Source organism: Rhizorhabdus sp. P4_G5, from assembly GCF_056401065.1.
Map to the genome: position 1 here is coordinate 20,413 of NZ_JBFUKB010000009.1, position 20,561 is coordinate 40,973.

Annotated in this window: 18 protein-coding genes; 15 read left to right on the forward strand and 3 right to left on the reverse strand. The window is 60.4% G+C overall.

Going from position 1 to position 20,561, the window contains the following annotated elements:
* Window positions 1-336: 336 nt before the first annotated feature.
* Window positions 337-978 carry a sugar transferase gene (locus AC1DQK_RS15715; RefSeq protein WP_477872301.1) on the reverse strand — a complete coding sequence of 214 codons (642 nt, stop codon included), beginning with the start codon at window positions 976-978 and terminating at the stop codon, window positions 337-339.
* A gap of 268 nt (window positions 979-1,246) precedes the next feature.
* Window positions 1,247-2,266 carry a glycosyltransferase family 2 protein gene (locus AC1DQK_RS15720; protein ID WP_477872173.1) on the reverse strand — a complete coding sequence of 340 codons (1,020 nt, stop codon included), beginning with the start codon at window positions 2,264-2,266 and terminating at the stop codon, window positions 1,247-1,249.
* A gap of 426 nt (window positions 2,267-2,692) precedes the next feature.
* Here AC1DQK_RS15720 and AC1DQK_RS15725 point away from each other — a divergent pair, with 426 nt between their 5' ends.
* Window positions 2,693-3,586 (forward strand): glycosyltransferase family 2 protein, encoded by an 894-nt coding sequence (locus AC1DQK_RS15725; RefSeq protein WP_477872175.1) that lies wholly within the window; start codon window positions 2,693-2,695, stop codon window positions 3,584-3,586.
* Window positions 3,587-3,598: 12 nt separating this feature from the next.
* Here AC1DQK_RS15725 and AC1DQK_RS15730 read toward each other — a convergent pair whose 3' ends face one another.
* Entirely contained in the window at window positions 3,599-4,474 is an 876-nt protein-coding gene (locus AC1DQK_RS15730; protein WP_477872177.1) for a glycosyltransferase family 2 protein, read from the reverse strand.
* Window positions 4,475-4,672: 198 nt separating this feature from the next.
* On the opposite strand from AC1DQK_RS15730, the gene AC1DQK_RS15735 reads away from it, so the two are divergent.
* The 14 genes from AC1DQK_RS15735 to trbJ all read left to right on the forward strand — a co-directional run bounded on the left by AC1DQK_RS15735 (window position 4,673) and on the right by trbJ (window position 20,440).
* Window positions 4,673-5,977 (forward strand): UDP-glucose dehydrogenase family protein, encoded by a 1,305-nt coding sequence (locus tag AC1DQK_RS15735; RefSeq protein ID WP_477872179.1) that lies wholly within the window; start codon window positions 4,673-4,675, stop codon window positions 5,975-5,977.
* An 88-nt stretch (window positions 5,978-6,065) separates the two neighbouring features.
* Entirely contained in the window at window positions 6,066-7,514 is a 1,449-nt protein-coding gene (locus AC1DQK_RS15740; RefSeq protein WP_477872181.1) for a lipopolysaccharide biosynthesis protein, read from the forward strand.
* Window positions 7,514-8,599, forward strand: coding sequence for a hypothetical protein (locus AC1DQK_RS15745; RefSeq protein WP_477872183.1), 1,086 nt, complete (start codon window positions 7,514-7,516; stop codon window positions 8,597-8,599). Before AC1DQK_RS15740 ends, AC1DQK_RS15745 begins: the two co-directional genes overlap by 1 nt.
* The gene (locus AC1DQK_RS15750) at window positions 8,596-9,639 is read left to right on the forward strand and encodes a nitroreductase family protein (RefSeq protein ID WP_477872185.1); all 1,044 of its coding nucleotides are present in this window, start codon (window positions 8,596-8,598) and stop codon (window positions 9,637-9,639) included. The genes AC1DQK_RS15745 and AC1DQK_RS15750 overlap by 4 nt, the downstream gene beginning before the upstream one ends.
* 20 nt (window positions 9,640-9,659) lie before the next feature.
* Window positions 9,660-10,790: a polysaccharide pyruvyl transferase family protein gene (locus AC1DQK_RS15755; protein ID WP_477872187.1), complete on the forward strand. Its 1,131-nt coding sequence runs from the start codon at window positions 9,660-9,662 to the stop codon at window positions 10,788-10,790.
* A complete protein-coding gene (locus AC1DQK_RS15760) occupies window positions 10,787-11,665 on the forward strand; it encodes a glycosyltransferase family 2 protein (protein ID WP_477872189.1) in 879 nt (292 codons plus the stop codon). Before AC1DQK_RS15755 ends, AC1DQK_RS15760 begins: the two co-directional genes overlap by 4 nt.
* Window positions 11,666-12,112: 447 nt before the next feature.
* Window positions 12,113-13,033, forward strand: a complete 921-nt coding sequence (locus tag AC1DQK_RS15765) for a HEPN domain-containing protein (protein WP_477872191.1) — start codon at window positions 12,113-12,115, stop codon at window positions 13,031-13,033.
* Between the two features lie 160 nt (window positions 13,034-13,193).
* Window positions 13,194-15,218, forward strand: coding sequence for a conjugal transfer protein TraG (locus AC1DQK_RS15770; RefSeq protein WP_477872193.1), 2,025 nt, complete (start codon window positions 13,194-13,196; stop codon window positions 15,216-15,218).
* 7 nt (window positions 15,219-15,225) lie between these two features.
* The gene (locus AC1DQK_RS15775; RefSeq protein ID WP_477872195.1) at window positions 15,226-15,630 is read left to right on the forward strand and encodes a CopG family transcriptional regulator; all 405 of its coding nucleotides are present in this window, start codon (window positions 15,226-15,228) and stop codon (window positions 15,628-15,630) included.
* Window positions 15,627-16,646, forward strand: a complete 1,020-nt coding sequence (trbB, locus tag AC1DQK_RS15780) for a P-type conjugative transfer ATPase TrbB (RefSeq protein WP_477872197.1) — start codon at window positions 15,627-15,629, stop codon at window positions 16,644-16,646. Before AC1DQK_RS15775 ends, trbB begins: the two co-directional genes overlap by 4 nt.
* Window position 16,647: 1 nt before the next feature.
* Window positions 16,648-16,983 (forward strand): TrbC/VirB2 family type IV secretion system protein, encoded by a 336-nt coding sequence (locus AC1DQK_RS15785; protein ID WP_477872199.1) that lies wholly within the window; start codon window positions 16,648-16,650, stop codon window positions 16,981-16,983.
* The gene (locus tag AC1DQK_RS15790; protein WP_477872201.1) at window positions 16,980-17,255 is read left to right on the forward strand and encodes a VirB3 family type IV secretion system protein; all 276 of its coding nucleotides are present in this window, start codon (window positions 16,980-16,982) and stop codon (window positions 17,253-17,255) included. Before AC1DQK_RS15785 ends, AC1DQK_RS15790 begins: the two co-directional genes overlap by 4 nt.
* Window positions 17,249-19,687: a conjugal transfer protein TrbE gene (gene trbE / locus AC1DQK_RS15795; protein WP_477872203.1), complete on the forward strand. Its 2,439-nt coding sequence runs from the start codon at window positions 17,249-17,251 to the stop codon at window positions 19,685-19,687. Before AC1DQK_RS15790 ends, trbE begins: the two co-directional genes overlap by 7 nt.
* A gap of 6 nt (window positions 19,688-19,693) precedes the next feature.
* Window positions 19,694-20,440, forward strand: coding sequence for a P-type conjugative transfer protein TrbJ (trbJ, locus tag AC1DQK_RS15800; protein ID WP_477872205.1), 747 nt, complete (start codon window positions 19,694-19,696; stop codon window positions 20,438-20,440).
* Window positions 20,441-20,561: the final 121 nt, after the last annotated feature.

The window sequence follows — 20,561 nt, forward strand, 5'->3', positions numbered from 1 at the left end:
CCCTTACGGCGGCAGTTACCTGCGCGGGCGTGGAAGCCGCAACGACCGCAGCAGCTAGAGTGGTTGCGGCATCCGGGGCTGACACATCGGCAGCTGGTGCCGGTGATCCTTGGCCTATGGCTGGGTTAGCCGACAGCACAATAGCCACGGCCAAAACTGATCCAGAGACTAATAGCTTCAAGCTTTTCCGTGCTGCAATATGCATGACTTGCCTCCACTTTTCATCTGTCGTCTGAGGTCAACAACGCAAAATAGCGGAATTAACGCCCGCCCTTGGTCGTTTCGCCTTAATACATATCCGGTTGCGACGCTAATTATTTTTGCGCTGCAGCAGGCTCAGTAAGATCCCCGCGCTCTCAACACCACAAGGGCGGTCATCAGGATTATCGCGAGGTTGGTAATCACCGATTTATGCCGGACATACAGCACGTCACAAGCAACTCGGCGACGATAGGATACGTCATTGCGGCCGCTAATTTGCCAAAGCCCTGTGATTCCGGGGCGTACCTGCATATACTGTGCGAAGTAGCGCCCATATCTCGGCACCTCAGCTACCACGATCGGCCGCGGTCCAACGATGCTCATCTCTCCCCGCAGAACATTGACGAACTGAGGCAGCTCGTCGAGGCTCCACTTGCGCAGAAAGTTGCCAAAGGGGATGGTCCGAGGGTCATTGCGCAGCTTGTGATCGCGATCCCACGCAATACGCGCTAATGGATCCTTTGCGAGCAATTCGTCCAGCCGCGCCTGCGCGTCTACCACCATGGTGCGAAACTTGAAGCAGCGGAAGGGCACGCCGCCATGCCCCACGCGCTGCTGCGCAAAAAAGATGGAGCCGCCATCGCTGCTCTTGACGATCAGGGCGACCACTACAAAAAGAGGAGCCAGCCAAAGGAGCGCGAGCGCACTGACTATGATGTCGACTGCTCGGATGAGCTTAGCCTCAACGGTCGAGGCCCTGAGGCTCCCTCGATCCAGTGGCTTGACCGTTACGGGACACGGCGCGAGCCGACCGGCCTCCGCTTCCGGAGAAAAATTTCGATACACAACACGCCCCCCGACTCAGCCAATTGCTGCATTGCCGCATGCTGCATGCCATCAATTGGCCTGGGGGGCAAATATTGAAATCGCGTGTGCGCGCTCAATCCACCGAATCTGCCCCGAATCGGAGCAAATGCATATAATTGTCTCCACCTGAACGATCACCAGTTCAGATCGGCGGGTGCGGCGATTGCTTCGGAATCCGCTATGATAGCGCCTGCGCGGTAGAAACATCCCAGCGCCTCTCACGCGTGCTTATATACCCCCACATGAACCCAATGCCCCACCCGAAATGGGCTATCGCAGCCGCCGGGGCTGCCAAAAGACCGCAAAGGGATTTCTTTTTGATGGCGATATCGATGGCCACGCTGGCTAGGAGAGTCGCATAGAGTATCGGCCAAAAAAGGAAGCGGCGGTCGAGCACAGATAACAGCAAAGAGAGGATAATTAGCACTACGTGCGCAGGAATCGCTATTTGTCTGGCCCGGATAGAGGTTGGGTGACGCCGGACGGTCCGTGACCGGCCCTTCCCATAGTTAAAATATTGTCGTGCCAAGGCCTTGGCAGTCGAGCGTGGCCCGTATTGCAGGCGTATTCTAGCATCAAGAAAGATGCGCGAACCGAGTGCGCGCTGACGACAATCGAGTTCGGCATCTTCGTTGTGGCTGAAACTGGGTTCGTAGCCCCCGGCACGCCGAAAGCTGTCCATCCTGAACAACGCGTGGTGACCATGGTCGACAAAAGCGCTCCGCCGCCCCCCCCTATGAGCAGATCCCCCCGATCCCACTTTGCTGTCCGAGATCCATCCGACTGCGCGCTGAAAGCACGTCGTTCCCACCGAATCCATTGGAACGACGACAGCGTCCGCTCGATGCATTATTGCCGATTCCACGAGTTTTCGGATGAATCCAGGAGGATACACAGCATGCGCGTCGCACCGGATGAGCAGATCGCACGCATTACCATAGCGTTCGACTGCCAGGTTCACCGCGGCCGATTGGAGTCGCTCGGGGTTCCGGAGTAGTCGAACGTCCGACCGGACGGCGGCGGCTTCCTCAACCAACTCACAGGTGAGATCATGACTCCCGCCATCGGCAACGACATATAAAATATCGCTGTTCATGGGTGGGTCGAGTGCCAAATCGGCCAGCACCTGTGTGATATGCGCTGCCTCATTCAGCGTGGGAATGACAACCAGGATGTTGTGGCGGCCTGCTTCAGCCATCCCCGTGAAGGCATGAACGTCAAGCACGTGGCTACGTCGTGCTTCAGCCGATTCGCTCAAGTTAGTGCCCATTATTCACTACCCCCCGGGCGATCCTATAAGGCTCAGTACGCACGACCGCAGCAACAAAATGTGCTGGTGTGGCGCAGTGTATCGACGTGGCGCGCTGCGGTTGCAGCGCCACGGACACGGTGATACTCGACCCAACGGAATCCAGCGCGTTCAGTTTACATGTGATCGCCCGATGAAGGTGTGGTTGTCAGGATCGTCAGGGCGGGGAGGACACCTGTATGAGATAGTGCGGCATGCAAATTGTTGCTCCTCAGGGACGCCGGGAAAATCTCTGCATCTTCGGGTGCTCAAGCGCGTGTCTGCGGCAATTGATCTGAAGCGGCAAGTGGTTTCACAAGTCGTGGGAGAATATGAATGATCACGCTAGTAGTTGCTTCGCGCAATCGCAGTTACACCTTGGAAAAGGTGTTGCCTTCCTATTTCCTTCAAGAAGGAGTGACGGAGCTGATTCTCGTCGATGATGATGGCGAGGACAATACAGAGGCTGTTTTGAGGGCTGAGGCGGCTCAACATTCTAACGTTAAGTTCCGATACATGCGTAACGATACTAGAATGGGAGCGTCTTATTCGCGAGGCGAGGGTGCGCGGCACGCTGACAATCCATACATATTGTTTTGCGACGACGACGAGTATCTCGAACCGGGCTACGCCGCCGCTTGTCTAGCGTTGATGGTTGATGAAAAAATTGGTGTTGTGTCCGGCCGCCGCGTCTACATGCGCGCTGGTGAGACCCCCGAAGCGGCCGTCATCCGGTTTGGCAGCGGGCCGCGCCGCCGTCGCCTCTTCGACATGCTACTGCTAGAGATCGTTAACGGCGCGCATTTCAATGGCATCCAGTCGGTGCCGTTTACGATAGCTAATTTTCTCACGCGTAAAGAGCTTGTGCTCCGCTTCCCCCTCGATAGCTATTATGCGCGCGGCAATGGTTACCGCGAGGAAAGCGATTTCCAAATGAACCTCTACGTTCACGGCTACACGATTCTGATTAATGATGCAGTGCACAGCATTCATCTGCCGATAGAGGAGGTGCGCACCGGTGGCCAGCGGACCAGCCGTCTTAGGCGGCTGGGCTGGTCCATCTATTACAATAATTACTTCATCAATAAATATCACGCCCGGTACCGAAAGCGCGCGGGTGTCTGCTATCCGGGCTGGGTCGCCAAGGCGGCGGGTGCCACCTTCCTGACATGGAAGACCTTCCTACGCCCGCCACTTTATAAGATCGCAACTTCTATCCTATATCGGTAACGGATTCCATCCTCATCGGCTTATCATCGCCTTTAAGCTGGCAATGCCGAGCTTGGCTGCCCAGCGGTTCGGGAAGAAGAACATTGATCGCGCGGCATGACCGATAGCATCAGAAGGCGCTTGGAAATCGTCCAGCATGATCTGCGCCATGCGGGCGGCATGGGCCGATTGAACTCGGCGCTTCCTCAGGCCGCGCGGAACATTGCCCAAAATCTTAGTAAAAATCACGGCATGCCCATCCAGCACTGCGCTGCGGTTTTTGGTGATTCGGTCGAGCCCGACTTGCTCGAAGCGAACCAAGGGCTCGCGCACTACTGATACCGGTCCCTCTGCTCGCAGGCGCAGCCATACATCCCAATCTTGGCAGCTCGGCAAGGTCGAATCGAAGCCTCCCACTGCCTCAAGTGCGGTGCGTCGGACCAATGCGGTCGACGTCGTGCCGAGAACATTGTTGCGCTGGAGTTCGAACAGCGTGACGGAGGCGGGCGGAATGTACTTTTCTCCATTGTCTCCGTTTGCAACGCCAGTGTAGCAGCCGACCACTTCGGGTGCCGCTGCCACAGCTGCCAGTTGCTTCTCAATTTTGGTCGGTAGCCATTCGTCGTCCGAATCGAGGAATGCAATCCAAGTAGCATTTGTGTTGCGCCATCCCAGGTTCCGGGCCGCGCTTGCTCCACCGCTCCGGGGTTGCCGCAGCAGCTTGATACGGGGGTCTGCCTCGGCCATCGCCAGCACGACTTCCGGTGTATTGTCGGTTGATGCATCATCGACGATGATGATTTCGGCAATCGGCGTCGTCTGGGCTTGGATGCTGTGAATAGCCCGTTCCAACAGCGCCGGACGGTTCTTCACGGGAATTACCGCTGCAACGGAATCTTCACTCGGCATATATTATCCCGGCCTACAGGGAGAGCTATTGGACCACCTAAGTGCCCGATTTGCCATCTGAGCACAAGGATTTGGAACAGTGTGGCGGTAAAAATTGCTGCGTTGCAAAAAAAAGTTGCCGCGGGCGCTGGCCTTTGCGAAGGCAGACTCCGTACATCCACTCTTTACGAAGCTTTCGACAGACGGGGTTGGGCTTAGATGCGTATCACGATGATTGGCACCGGCTATGTTGGATTGGTTTCTGGAGCCTGCTTCGCGGATTTCGGTCATGATGTCTGCTGCGTTGATCTGGACAGGTCAAAGATCGACAAGATCGAGAGTGGTATCATGCCGATCTATGAGCCAGGCCTAGCTGAACTGGTAGCCAGCAATGTTCGTGCGGGCCGCCTCTCCTTCACTACGGATCTGGTGGAGGGTGTCACGGATGCAGATGCGGTGTTCATTGCCGTCGGCACGCCATCACGCCGCGGCGATGGCCACGCAGACCTGAGCTATGTATACGCCGCCGTCCAGGATGTCGCTCAGGCGGTGACGAAGCCGTGCGTGATTGTCACCAAATCGACTGTTCCAGTCGGCACCGGCGATGAAATCGAACGGATTATCGCCGAATTTGCTCCAGCCCAGCAGATCTGGGTCGCGTCTAACCCGGAGTTTTTACGAGAGGGTGCCGCGATCGAGGACTTTAAACGCCCAGACCGCGTGGTAGTGGGTTGTGAAAGCCCAGAGGCAATAAAGCTGATGCAGGACATCTATCGTCCGCTGTCGCTTAACAAGGCTCCGTTGATCATCACCACGCGCCGCTCCGCCGAGATGATCAAGTACGCAGCCAACGCCTTCCTCGCTACCAAGGTCACGTTCATCAATGAGGTCGCCGATCTTTGCGAGAGGGCGGGTGCCGACGTGCAGGAGGTAGCGCGTGGCATCGGTCTCGACGGCCGTATAGGGCCCAAGTTCCTCCACGCAGGCCCCGGTTATGGTGGGAGTTGCTTTCCCAAGGACACGCTGGCACTTCTAAAGATTGCGGACGACAATGATGTTCCGTTGCGAATCGTCGAAGCTGTCGTAAAGGTCAACGACAATCGCAAGCGCGCGATGGGTCGCAAGGTGATCACCGCAATGGGTGGTCAGGTGCGGGGCAAGACTGTCGGTTTGCTCGGTCTGGCCTTCAAGCCCAACACCGACGACATGCGGGATGCTCCCTCGATCGCCATCGTTCAGGCGCTGCAGGATGCAGGCGCAAAGGTGCGCGCATACGATCCCGAGAGCGTCGAGCAGGCGAAGGCGATAATGAAGGACGTGGAGTTCGTTGTAAGTCCCTATGCCACTGCCGATGGCGCCGATGCGCTAGTGCTTGTCACTGAGTGGGACGCCTTCCGCGCGCTCGATCTCAGGCGTATCGCCAACATCATGAAGGCGCCTGTCCTTGTCGATCTTCGCAATATCTACCCGCCTGCTGACGTGGCCGCGGCCGGCCTCACTTATACGGGCATAGGACGCGGCTGACTGTCTACCGCGTGCATACGCGCAGACTCGCGTTGCAGCCGAATTTGTGCAAATGCGAACAACTGGAACTGCAGTGGGTGATTTGTGAATGTCGCTGAAGCGTGATGCTAGCTGGACCGCGCTCGACACGTTCGTCGCAGCAGGCTTGGCCTTCGTGTTCCGACTTGTGGTCGCGCGGGTGCTTTCTCCGCATGACTTCGGTCTGGCGGCGATCGTGCTCGCGATACTCACGGTGTTACAGGTCATCAACGATTTCGGCCTCACGTCCGCGCTGATCCAGAAGCACGAAAGCAAGGTTACCCCTGCTTTCGTTAACACCACTTTCACGGCATCTGTAATCGTATCGGCGTTTCTTGCAGTAATCTCCGTAGCTATCGTCGCACCGCTGTCGGCCTATTTCTATAAGGAGCCGCTTGTTTACTCTCTAATTGTGGTGCTGTCTATCAGTATATTGCCGTCACCGTTCAGTACGGTCGCCTCAGCACTGCTGTTCCGCGCCCGCCGTTATCGTGAGGTCGCGGTAAACCGGATAGTCACGACGCTAGCATCCCTGGTCATAGCCGGCATAATACTTTATCTTTGGCCCAGTCCTTGGGTGGTGATCTGGCAGGCAATCCTGTCGACCATTTTCTCGGCCATCGGCCTTATGGCGATAGCACGTTGGCGTTTTCGCCTGACCCTGCGCCGTGAGCATCTGAGGGAGCTGTTTGGCTTCAGTGGTTTCGTACTTGCTAACGATCTACTGGTGTCGTTCAGCGCCAATGCGGGCGTGTTTGTCCTTGGCCGGCTCGTTTCGGTGAGCGATGTCGGCCTTTTCGGCCTAGCTAGTTACATGACGGATACCGTGCGTCGATCGCTGATGCAGATCCTCAATCGGGTCACGTTCGTTCACTACGCGTCCATCCAAACTGACAAGGCGGCGTTAAAAGAGGCTTTCGTTTCCACCCTGACATGGAACTGCCGCGTGCTGTTCCCTGTGATGACGGCCTTCCTCCTGTTCGGGCCCAGCCTACTGCCCCATTTCTTGGGGCCGAGCTGGGCCCCGATGGGACCGGTGATCCGCTGGCTGTCCCTCTCGGTGATGATCCACGCGGCCGGTGGCACCACATCAACACTATACAAAGGAATCGGCCGCCCTGGACTCGACATGAATCTGTTCATGGCGACGACTGTTGGGATACTTTTCCCCGGCATGATATTCGGTGCGGTATATGGCGGGCTTGAGGGCGTCGCGATCGCTATTGCCCTCACGAAGCTGATCTCGAACATTATTCGGCAGGTTTTTCTTGATCGGCTAGTTGGCAACACGGCGATAAAAGTGATTAGGTCGGTTTCGGTTCTTCTGTTCCTGCAGTTGCCGATACTTCTGTCCTGGATCGCTGCCCGCCTGTTATCGCCCGATGATAATCCGTGGATAGTTGTTGCCTGGGCCGGCGTGGGCCTTTCGATCTACGCCTTACTCGAACTCCCCCGTGCCTTGCCGGGGCTCAGCGCCCGCATAGGGCTGCCCCGCTTCATGCCGGGCAAGGAAATGTGATGGCAGTGTTGAAGCTACGTGATCTTCTCCTGACAGAGGCGGACGACGCCATAGCTATTCAGCGCCTAGGTGGCGCGATGCCAAACGGCCATAATGGATCCTACGGCGATCCAGAGACGCCCTTACGGTGTACTTCGCACGCTCTCATGGCATTTTCCAGCGCCTATCGCGCTGTTGGGATCGAGCGCTACAAGACCGCCGGCTTGGCTTCGCTGGAGTTCATCATGTCGTCGTTAGAGCGGTCACCAGGCTGCTTGGTGATGCGATTTCCAAGGGGGGGCAAGGACGAAGCTAATGGCGTTTTAGGGCAGGCCTTCGCCATCGAAGCCTTACACGCGGCCTGGCGTATTTTTGGGAGAACCGACGCGCGCGATGCTGCGATCACGTTGATTGAAAGGCACAAATTCGACAGCATTTATCATTGCTGGAAACGAGTGACTCCAGAGGGTGGTACGATCTCGCCAGATTTCACCTTTAACCACCAGCTTTATTTTGCTGCGACTGTAGCGAAGTTTCGAACAGAAAGCCCGGTGGCTTGCAGTGGGCTCAATGCATTCCTCTCGGGCTGGCCTATCACTCTAGGCACGCGCTCTGACGGGCGCGTGATACATGAACTCGGTATGACACGAGGACGAGGCGGAGCAATACGCGCTCGTTTGGGTCTGCAGCGCGAGCCGGACCCAGCGGTGATGTCGAAGGAAGCCGATTATCACCTTTATAATTGCTATGGTTTTGCCGTACTAGCTCAATCAGGCGTGGATGTGCCCACACACGCTGGCGTACACTGGGCCGGCATCAAAGCATTCGCGCATTCCGATAAACTGCAGCGCACATTATTGCCGACGGCTTGGGCAGTGCCTTTGCGGTCGGGCACCGAGACTCGTGTTGGCGATTATTGGCTCTTCCACAGCACATTCAACGGTGTCGAACCAGACTTCGATCTAGTCGTTAGATATATCGAGCACGTGAATGGCCCTGATCGACGGGCATCCATCCTTTCACCTGATCCGGTGACGCAGAAGGCGCGCGTTTATCGCTATTGGCGTCTGATTAACGGCCGTGGGGACGGGGAGCCAAAGCTATGAGCTTCAAAAACAGGACGAGGCGGCTCGCTATCTGGACGAAATGGCGCCTGTTAACGTTATTGGCAACGAGGCCTTGTATCGCCGCAATATATTATGCGCTGGTCGATGATAGCCTTTCGCGTGAGGGTGCGGGTGTGATTGCGGGGCGAGTGCGCTATCGCCGAGATCATATTGAGGCCAACCGAAGCTATTATCTGCTTCGCCGTAACATCCATCGGCTGGAAAAAGGTCTTATCATGCGCCCACGGCGCAAGGTGTTCGGTATCGATTATCTCGAAGAGACCGTAGCGATGTACGCTCGATCAATCACAAGTGTAGGAAGCTGTTGGACTTCGGAACATTATTGGGCACATGACGTGCTGAGAGAGTTTTTTGATGTTGTTGACGTCCACGATCCTGCGATCGCATCGGCGTGGAAGCGGTTTCAAGCGTTACCTGCACATCCAGCCGGAGCCACTGATGTGCGCCGGGTTCCCTATGCTCGCAATCTCAACAGCAGCTCGCCCGTCGATTTCGATAGCTTCTTACAGCTGTCAATCCGCCGCCGATCAGTGCGCTGGTACCTTGACACGCCGGTTCCTCGAGAGATAGTCGACAAGGCACTGGAGGCGGCGACACAGGCTCCGAGCGCCTGCAATCGTCAACCTTTCGTCTATAGGATATTCGACGATCCCGAAGTCGCACGTAAGCTCGCGGCGATTCCAATGGGGACCAAGGGCTTCGCGGAAAAGCTGCCGGCTGTGGTCGTACTGGTTGGCAGATTGCGCGCCTATCCAGAACCCCGCGATCGGCACGCAATCTATATAGACGCCTCGCTTTCGGCTATGGCATTTATTTACGCGCTTGAGACGTTGGGCGTATCGACCTGTCCAATCAACTGGCCAGACGTGCAGCCTCAAGAGCGATTGATGTCGGAATCTTTGGGCCTCGAGCCCGACGAGCGCGTGATTATGTTGATCGCCTATGGTTATCCCGACCCGCTAGGAATGGTGCCCTATTCAGCGAAGCGCGATCACGATCAACTGCGTGAATATAATTGAAAGGCGAGTTGGTGCGAAGGATGAACTTCGAGATCGTCGGCGTGTGGCCTGCGAACAAGGGCGCGGTGCTGATGCTGGAGGCGATCCGCGCGCGCCTGCTTCAGAGCTTTCCCGACGCCCGCTTTGCGGCGCCCATATCCTGGCCGCCCGAGGAGCGATTAAGGCACGGACTCTGGGCGACGCCGGCACGCACGACAGCTAAACCAGGGCTGACCACGCTCCTTGGCAAGGCCCCGAAACGGCTGCGCTACGCACTCGGATATTTGCCCGGCGAGGAAGTCGACGTGCTGCTCGATGCATCAGGTTTTGGCTATGGCGACTTTTGGGGCTTGGAAAAACTAGAGGATCGCCTGACAAAGCGGCTCAAGCTGTGGAAAAAGGACGGGCGTAAGGCGATTTTACTGCCGCAGGCGTTGGGGCCGTTTGCCAATCCGGGCATGGCCGCCGCCTTTCGCGCTGCGCTTGATAATCTCGATCTCGCATTCGTGCGCGACGGGGCGTCAGCCGAGTACGTCGCGGCGGTTGCGCCCAATCGCGCCAACGTTCATCGCGCGCCTGATTTCACCAACCTGCTTCATCCGGAACTGCCATCCCGGCTTAATTATTTGCGTGGTCGCGCACTCCTCATTCCCAATGAAAAAATGGTCACGGGCAAGGGTGATACCGTCCGGGCCAATTATCTCGCCTTCCTCATGAAAACGATAACCTTAATGCGTAGGAGCGGGCGCGATCCGTTCATCCTAGTCCATGAAGGGGCCAAGGATCGCAAGCTGGCAGATGAACTCAATGGGCTCCTTGCTACGCCCGCGCTGATCGTCGATGAACCCTCAGCGCTTGTTACGAAGGCGATTGTCTCGGTCGCCGAACTGCAGGTCTCGTCGCGCTTCCACGGCTTAGTGAGCGGGCTCGCGGCAGCAGTGCCATCGCTCGCCTGCGGCTGGAGCCACAAATATCGCGAACTGATGGCCGACTATGGTTGCCCCGACCTGATCGTCGACGTTGACGATCAATCCAGTTGGTGTCCCAAGGTTGAGCTGTTGCTAGCGAGCGCAGAAGATAATGCTTTTCGCGCGACGCTTAAAGATCGCGGGGAACTCGAACGCGCTGCGAGCGAGGCTATGTGGACTAAGGTGATCGAGGTCATAGGATGAACGAGCCTCAGCTCAGCGTCCTCATTCCCGTTTGGAACGGTGCGCGAGAGATTCATCTTTTGCTTGATGCGCTGGCAGCTCAGACGCTCGACTCTGAACATTTCGAAGTTGTCGTTGTCGACAATGGTTCGACCGACTGCACAGCAGAAATTGTCGGCCGCTATGCATTTGTACGGCTCCTTTCGGAACACCGGCCGGGTTCCTACAGCGCGCGCAACACTGGACTAAAGGTCCTGCGGGGTACTTACGTCACATTTACCGATGCGGATTGTGTTCCGGAGCCGACCTGGCTGCAAAATGCGCTGGCCGCGGTAAAAGCGCATCCTGAGGCGGGTGTAGTAGCTGGTCGGGTCGATTTGTTTCGGGTGTCGCCTGAGGACAGTGTGGTCTGCGAGGCATTCGACCGTCTTTTTAATCTTAATCAGAAGCGCTATGCCGCTGATGGTCACAGCGCTACAGCCAATTGGACTAGCCCACTCCAGCTAATCCGCGATCTAGGCGGCTTTGACGGAGACCTGAAGTCGGGTGGCGACTTCGATCTATCGGGGCGCATCTGCGCGGCAGGCTATCCGATCATCTATGCTGACAACGTCGTTGTAAAGCATCCAGTGCGCGGGCAAATCAGTGATTTGTTGTCTAAGCGCCGCCGCACTATCGGGGGCCAATGGAAACTGGCGCAGGGACAGAAATCTTTCGTTCGCTTTGCGGCGCGAATGGTGCGTGATGCGCTACGGGAGGCGGAGAGGGTAATACGGGAGGGGCCTGACGACCTAGCGATGCGAATTAAATTAGTCGGCACAGTGGCCCTGATCCTGATCGCTGGCCTGTCCGAATTAGTCCGATTACGACTGGGTGGCACCGCACGCCGCGCATAAAACGCTGACTCAAAACTCGATGGCGAAGTTGGGCTTACACACGTGGCAGAGGTGGACCACCACGTACAGTCCGCAGCATATCCGTGCGCTGCATCGAAGCTAACTTGTTGTACATGTCATGTCGAAGATCGTGAGTCGATGGGGTGCTGGAGGGATGAAGGTTAGCGGACCGTCGCCCGCAATGAGGGGTCTGACTAAGCGGCCTGCCAGCGATCGCATGCGGCATCGACCATCCGGAATGCGAAAGCTGCTTTTTGAAGCAACGGGCCCTTAGCTTAGATGGCAAATGGTTTAAGGTAAGTAAATTCGAAAAAGGAGATAAGGGGCATTGCACAGGCGTGTTCATAGTCGACAAGGCTGCGTCCGTGGATGAGGTAGAACCATCGGGATACCCATGCGCACGGTCAAGGCTTGCCAAGCGCCTGGTCAGTCGCGAGAATCGCCGCCGTGCGTTCTGATCTCGATCATTTGCCGTCGGTCCAGCAAGGCGAACTGGATCGGGTGAAGCAATTGCTGATGGGCGAGTTCGCCGAGGCGACGGCCCGCGCGAACCAGCCGTGGAAGAAGAACGGGCGCATCCTCAAGGTCATCCTGTTCGGTAGCTATGCGCGGGACGATTGGGTCGATGAACCCGAGAATGGCTACCAGTCCGACTACGACCTGCTGGTCATCGTCAACCATCCCGATCTTACCGACATTGCCAACTACTGGTACGTCGCCGAGGACAAGATCCTGCGCGATACCGCGATCGCGCGGCCAGTAAACATCATCGTCCACACCCTGCAGGAGGTGAACCAGGCGCTGAGCCGCGGTGAATATTTCTGGGTCGATATCGCCCGCGACGGTATCGTTCTCTACGAATTACCCGGGAATGCGCTCGCCACGGCCCAACCGCTCACGGCCGCGGATGCTTATGAAATGGCGAGCGGTTACTTCCGTGACCAACTCAGGTCGCTTGATCAATGGATCGAGCTTGCCGAATATTCGGTGTCGCGGACATCACAAGAAGCGGATTGGAGTCGAAAGGCTGCTTTCAACCTTCATCAAGCAACGGAAACGGCCTATGCCTGCTTCCTTCTCGTCCGCACTCTCTATTTCCCGCGCTCACACAATATAAAGTTCCTGCGCTCCCTTGCCGAGGATAGCGAGCTACGGCTGATTGAGGCATGGCCGCGCGCTACCCGCGTTGACCGCCGCCGCTTCGAATTACTCAAGCGGGCTTATGTCGAGGCGCGCTATTCGGCGAGCTACGAGATCGGCAATGACGACCTCGACGCCCTGTCGCATTCGGTTCGCACTCTTCGCGACGTCGTCGAGGTCGTTTCGCGCGAACGCATCGAAACGCTCCGGGCCGACGCCGGTCTCTAACCGCAGGGCGACGCCTGCCGGATAGCTTCCGGTTCCGGTATCTGACCGGAACAGACCGGGGCGAGCCCATCTGCGCTCATCGGCGCCGTTCCGTTTTTTGAGCCTGTCACCGAGTCTGAATCCGCCCGAGCCGATCCTGTTCGGCGGGCGGGAGCCTCACGTGACACCCACAAAATTGCTCATCGGCCAGATCCTCGTCGTCTTCGCGATCGTGATCGCGGGGGTCTGGACCGCGACGCAGTGGGCGGCGGCAATGCTCGCCTATCAGCCCGAACTGGGGCTGCCCTGGTTCCGGCTCGGCACCATGCCAATCTACCATCCCTGGGCGCTGTTCGGCTGGTGGTATCATTATGATGCCTATGCCCCCATCGTCTTCGACAAGGCGGGCATGTTGGCAGGCGCCAGCGGCTTTGTCGGCTGCGCGGCGGCGATCTTCGGCTCGCTGTGGCGCGCGCGCCAATCGAGCAACGTCACCACCTATGGTTCGGCGCGCTGGGCAACGCCCCGCGAGATCGAGCGCGCAGGGCTCCATCGCGACGCGGGCGTCATGCTCGGCACGCTCGCTGGCCGCTATCTCCGCCATGACGGCCCCGAGCACATCATGGCGTTCGCGCCGACGCGATCGGGCAAGGGCGTGGGCCTCGTTGTCCCCACCTTGCTGTCCTGGACCGGTTCGACGGTCGTCCATGATATCAAGGGTGAGAACTGGACGCTGACCGCCGGATGGCGCGCGCGGTTCTCGCATTGTCTTCTCTTGAACCCCACCGACGCCGCATCGGCGCATTACAATCCGCTGCTCGAGGTTCGTCGCGGCATCGACGAGGTGCGCGACGTCCAGAACATCGCCGATATCCTGGTCGATCCTGAAGGCGCGCTCGAACGCCGCAACCATTGGGAGAAGACCAGCCATTCGCTGCTGGTCGGCGCGATCCTCCACGTCCTTTACTCCGAAGAAGAGAAGACGCTCGCACGGGTCGCGACCTTCCTGTCCGATCCGCAGCGCAGCTTCGTCGCCACGCTCCGCCGGATGATGACCACCAATCATCTCGGCGACGACAAGAACCCCAGCGTCCATCCCGTCGTTGCCTCCGCCGCGCGCGAACTGCTCAACAAGAGCGAGAACGAACGATCGGGCGTGCTGTCGACTGCCATGTCCTTCCTCGGCCTCTATCGCGATCCGACCGTTGCCGAGGTCACCTCGCGCTGCGACTGGCGGATCGCCGACCTGATCGAGGCCGAGCGGCCGCTGTCCCTCTATCTCGTCATCCCGCCGTCGGACATCAGCCGCACCAAGCCGCTGATCCGCCTCGTGCTCAATCAGATCGGCCGCCGCCTGACCGAGCGGCTCGACCAGCCCGGTACCTCCGCGCGCCGGCACCAGCTGCTGATGATGCTCGACGAGTTTCCGGCATTGGGCCGCCTCGATTTCTTCGAGACCAGTCTCGCCTTCATGGCCGGCTACGGCATCCGCGCTTTCCTGATCGCCCAGAGCCTCAACCAGATCGAAAAGGCCTACGGCGAGCACAACGCCATCCTCGACAATTGCCATGTCCGCATCGCCTTCGCGACCAATGACGAACGCACCGCCAAGCGCATTTCCGACGCGCTCGGCACCGCGACCGAGCAGCGCGCGATGCGCAACTATGCCGGCCACCGGCTCGCGCCCTGGCTCGCGCACGTCATGGTCAGCCGTCAGGAGACGGCCCGCCAGCTGCTAACGCCGGGCGAGGTGATGCAGCTTTCGCCGGACGAAGAGCTTGTCCTCATCTCCGGACTCGCGCCGATCCGGGCGCGCAAGCTGCGCTATTTCCTCGATCGCAACTTTGCCACGCGCGTCGCGCCCGCGCCGGTGCTGGCATGGGGTCAATATGCCGACCGTCCGAAGGCGCGCGGCGACGACTGGTCCAACCAGATACGCGGCACCGATGACCGGCTGCATCAGGGAGAGGACGCCGCAGGTGGGGAGGACGAGGGCGGCATGCAGCAGCAGCGCCATCCCGGCTTTCCCGAACAGGCTTCGAGGTCAACCGACGCCGCCGAAAGGCGCGATCTGCAGATCGTGCCCGACGACGACGATGTCGCCGCCGACAAGCGCTCCATGGACCAGGCGCAAGGGCAGGGTGCCGTCGTCCGGGGCCATGCCATCAATGAGGGCGCGAAGCGCGACCTCATACCGGATTTCTGAGGTCGCGATGAAGATCCGCCAGAACCTCTACATCGACCGCGAACTCAGCGACGCGCTGGAAGCGCTTGCCGCCGGTCCGCGCGGCAACAAGAGCCACCTCGTCAACGACGCGCTGAAGGATTGGCTCGCGCGCCGTGGCGCCAAGGAAGTCGACGACCTCTTCAAGGTTCGCCTCGACCGTCTGACACGCGAACTCGCCGGAGCACGGCGCGACATCGACGTGCTGCTCGAAAGCCTGGCGCTGTTCGTTCGCTACCAGCTGATGGTGACGGCGCCGTTGCCCGAAGCCGATGCCGCCGCTCGCGCGATCGGCCGCGATCGGTTCGAGGCGTTCGTCTCGCAGGTCGGCCGCCATATCGCCGGTGGCAAGCGTACGCTCGCACCCGCCGAACCCGATGGAGCCGCATCATGATGTCCGCGCAGGCAACGAGCGTTTCGGCGGAACGCCGTCGAGCGATGCTGCGCACCGCGATGGGACCGGCGATAGCCGCCGCGCTCGCCGACCCGCGGGTGATTGAGATCATGGTCAATCCCGACGGCGCACTGCGCGTCGATATCCTCGGCGAAGGCCGTGTCGATACCGACGTGAAGCTCGATGCACCCCAGGTCGAGCGGATCATCCGGCTGGTGGCATCCCATGTCCGGTCCGAGGTGCACGGCGACAAGCCCATCGTATCAGCCGAACTGCCACCGCTCGGCTCCGGCGCGGGCGAGCGGTTCGAAGGAATCCTGCCCCCGGTTTCGACCGCTCCCTGCTTTTCGATCCGAAAGCCGGCGGCACGCCTCTACACGCTGATGGACTATGTGACCGACGGCATCATGTCGGCGGAGGCCGCGCGCCTCCTGTCGCTCGCCGTCGTCGATCGCCGCAACATCCTTGTCGCCGGCGGGACCAGTTCCGGCAAGACGACGCTCGCCAACGCGCTGCTCACCGAGATGGCCCATCTCGACGAACGTGTGATCCTGATCGAGGACACGCGCGAGCTGCAATCGCCGGCGCGCGACACGGTCGCGCTCAGGACCCGGCCAAGCTCGTCCGACAGGCACACCGCCGTCACGATGGGCGATCTGGTGCGCTCGACGCTGCGCCTTCGGCCCGATCGCATCATCGTCGGCGAAGTCCGAGGTGGCGAGGCACTCGACATGCTCAAGGCCTGGAACACCGGCCATCCCGGCGGGATCGCGACCGTCCACGCAAACAGCGCGGCGTCCGCGCTCTACCGGATCGAACAGCTCATCCAGGAAGCCGTGGTCACCGTGCCGCGCCGCCTGGTCGCCGACGCCATCGACATGATCGTCTTCATCGCCGGACGCGGCACCGCGCGGCGCATCGAGACGATCGCCCGCGTCGCCGGCCTCGACGCAGCTGGCGACTACGCCGTCGTCGACCTCACCCCAACCCTGACCCGTGACCGTGAAGGAGACTGACATGACCATTTTTCGCATTCCCAGCCGCGGCCGCTTCTTCGTCACCGGGCTGATGCTCGGTCTGTCGATCACCATGACCAGCCGCGCATCTGCCAGCGGCGCGGGCATGCCCTGGGAACAGCCGCTGCAGCAGGTGCTGGAGTCGGTCCAGGGACCAGTCGCCAAGATCGTCGCGGTGCTGATTATCATTTCCACCGGCTTAGCGCTCGCGTTCGGCGAAACCGCCGGCGGTTTCCGCAAGCTCATCCAGATCATCTTCGGCCTGTCGATCGCGTTCGCCGCCTCGAGCTTCTTCCTGTCCTTCTTCAGCTTTGGCGGTGGGGCGCTCGTCGCATGAGCCACATCGACAACGGTCATGTTGCTGGATTCGAGGCGCCCATCCACGCCAGCCTGGGGCAAGCCATCATGCTAGGCGGCACCCCCCGCGGCGTCGCGATCGTCAACGGCACGATCGCGGCCGCAGTCGGGCTCGGCTTGCAGCAATGGCTGGTCGGGATCGCGATCTGGGCGATCGGCCACAGCATCGCGGTCTTCGCTGCCCACCGCGACCCGGACTTTCTGCCCGTGCTGCTCCGCCATCTGCGCCAGAAAGGATATCTGGCATGCTGAACCTTGCCGAATATCGGTCGCGCGCCGACCGGCTTGCCGATCATTTGCCCTGGGCAGCTTTGGTCGCGCCCGGCGTCGTCCTCAACAAGGACGGCAGCTTCCAGCGCAGCTTCGCGTTTCGCGGTCCCGATCTCGAAAGCGCGACGGAGGCGGAACTCGTGTCGACCTGCGCACGTGCAAACAATGTCCTCAAGCGGCTCGGCTCGGGCTGGGCACTGTTCTTCGAGGCAGAAAGGCGCGAGGCGCTCGGCTATCCCGAGAGCGCCTTTCCCGACGCGGCGTCGTGGCTGGTCGAGCAGGAGCGTCGTGCCGGGTTTGAAGCCAAGGGCCAGCATTTCGAGAGCATCTATCATGGCACTCTGGTCTGGCTGCCGCCTGCTGACAGCAGCGATGCGGCGGGACGGACGCTGATCCAGCGGCCCGACGGCGCGAAAGGACGGGACTGGCACGCCAGCCTTGCCGGCTTCATCGCCGAGACCGATCGCGTACTCGATCTCCTGTTGGGATTCATGCCCAAGGTTCGGGCGCTGGGCGACGCCGAGACGCTGACCTATCTCCACGGCACCGTTTCCGACCGTCACCACCCGGTCGCCGTGCCGGATACGCCGATCTATCTCGACGCGCTGCTCGCCGACACGCCGCTGGTCGGCGGCCTCGAGCCCATGCTCGGCGATCGGCATCTGCGCACGCTGACGCTACTCGGATTCCCGAACCTCAGCCGGCCCGGTATCCTCGACGCGCTCAACCATCAGGATTTCGGATACCGCTGGGTCACGCGCTTCATCGCGCTCGACAAGACCGACGCGACCAAGGTGCTGACGAAGATCCGCCGGCAATGGTTCAACAAGCGCAAGTCGATCACTGCGCTGCTGCGCGAGGTGATGTACAACCAGCCGGTCCAGCTTCTCGACACCGACGCCGACAACAAGGTGGTGGATGCCGATCTTGCGCTACAGGCACTCGGCGGCGATCATGTCGCCTTCGGCTATCTGACCACGACGATCACGGTGTCGGACACCGATCGCAACCGCGCCGAGGACAAGGTCCGCGCGGTCGAGCGGATCGTCAACGGCCTTGGCTTCACAGCGAAGCGCGAGGGCGTCAACGCGGTTGAGGCGTGGCTGTCGTCGCTGCCCGGCCAGGCCTATGCCAATGTGCGCCAGCCGCTGGTCCATAGCCTCAATCTCGCTCACCTCATGCCGCTGTCGTCGGTCTGGTCAGGGCCGAGGGAAAACCGGCATCTCGGCGGGCCGCCTCTGCTCTACGCCCAGACCAGTCGCTCGACGCCGTTTCGCCTCTCGACCCATGTCGGAGATGTCGGGCACATGCTCGTCGTCGGCCCGACTGGTGCTGGCAAGTCGGTGCTGCTGGCGCTGATCGCGCTGCAGTTCCGGCGCTATCCCGGCTCGCAGCTCTATATCTTCGACAAGGGCTATTCGGCACGCGCGGCGGTGCTGGCGATGGGCGGTGCTCATCATGCCCTGGGGCTCGGCATGGACGGCGGCGAGACCCTGGCGTTCCAGCCGCTGCGGCGGATCGACGATTCGAGCGAGCGAAGCTGGGCGGCAGAATGGATCGCGGCGCTGCTGGCGCACGAAAAGGTCTTGGTCACGCCCGAGGTGAAGGACGCCGTCTGGTCGGCGCTGGGCAGTCTCGCGTCGGCACCCCCGGAGGAGCGCACGCTGACCGGGCTCGCCATGCTGCTCCAGTCTAATGCGCTGCGCACCGCGCTTATCGCCTATACGCTCGACGGCCCCTATGGCCGTCTCCTCGATGCGGCGGAACAGCATCTCGCGCTCGCCGATGTCCAGTGCTTCGAGACCGAGTCTCTGATGGGGCAGGCCGGCGTGGTCGCCCCGGTGCTGACCTATCTCTTCCATCGCCTCGAGGAGCGCTTCGACGGCAGGCCCACGCTGCTGGTGCTCGACGAGGCCTGGATCTTCCTCGACCATCCGCTCTTCGCCGCCCGCATCCGCGAATGGCTGAAGACGCTCCGCAAGAAGAATGTCGCGGTGCTGTTCGCGACGCAGAGCCTGGCGGACATCGCCGATAGCAGCATTGCGCCGGCCATCATCGAAAGCTGCCCGCAGCGCATGTTGCTGCCCAACGACCGGGCGATCGAACCGCAGTCGCGCGCCGCCTATGAGCGCTTCGGCCTCAACGAGCGGCAGATCGAACTGGTCAGCCGCGCCACGCCCAAGCGGCATTATTATCTGCAATCCGCACGCGGCAACCGCCTGTTCGAACTGGGTCTTGGCCCGATCGCGCTGACGCTGTGCGGCGCCTCCGATCCCGCGGCCCAGGCGCGGATCGACGCTCTGCTGGCCGAACACGGCCCCGAGGATTTCGCGGCCCGCTTTCTTGCAGGAGCCGGCCTCGACTGGGCCGCTGGCCTGCTCTCCGATTTTTCCGTCCCCCAAGCCAAGGAGTAAAATGCGATGCGTATCCCAATCCGCAAATATCTGGTCGCGACCGCGCTCGGGGCCGGCGCTGTCGGTTCGCTGGCCTGTGCATTGATCGTGCCGAGCGAGCGCGCCCACGCGCAGTTCACCGTGTTCGATCCGAGCAACTACAGCCAGAACCTGCTCACCGCCGCGCGAACCCTCCAGCAGATCAACAATCAGATCCAGTCGCTCCAGAACGAAGCGCAGATGCTGACCAACCAGGCGAAGAACCTGACTCGCATCGATTTCCCCCAGCTCCAACAGCTCACCCAGAACCTGAAAGCGATCGACCGGCTGATGGCGCAGGCCCAGGGGATCGATTTCCGGGTCGACGGCCTCGACCAGCAGTTGAGCCGCCTGTTTCCGACCGACTTCAACCAGGCACTGACCACCAACCAGCGCGTGATCGATGCGAAGGCGCGGCTCGATGCCGCAATGGCTGGGTACCGGCGGACGATGGGCGTGCAGGCGCAGGTCGTCGAGAATGTCCAGGCTGATGTGCAGACCCTCAATGGCATCGTGTCGCGGAGCCAGGGCGCGGAGGGCGCGCTGCAGGCGCAACAGGCGACCAACCAGCTACTCGCGCTGACCGCCAAGCAGCAGTTCCAGATCCAGAATCTGATGGCGGCCCAATACCGCGCCCAGGCCACGGAAGCGGCGCGCCGTGCCCAGGCCGAGGCCGAGGGACGTGCTGCCACGACGAAGTTCCTCGGTATCGGCTCCGCCTACCGGCCCCACTAGTGGGACGCCGGTCGGGCGGCGGCGCCGAAGACGTGTCCACGCGTCTTCACACCCTCGCCGCCGTCGCCGCGGGGCGCCTGATGCTCCCCCCTGCGGCCCCGCGGCACCTCTCTTGATGGAA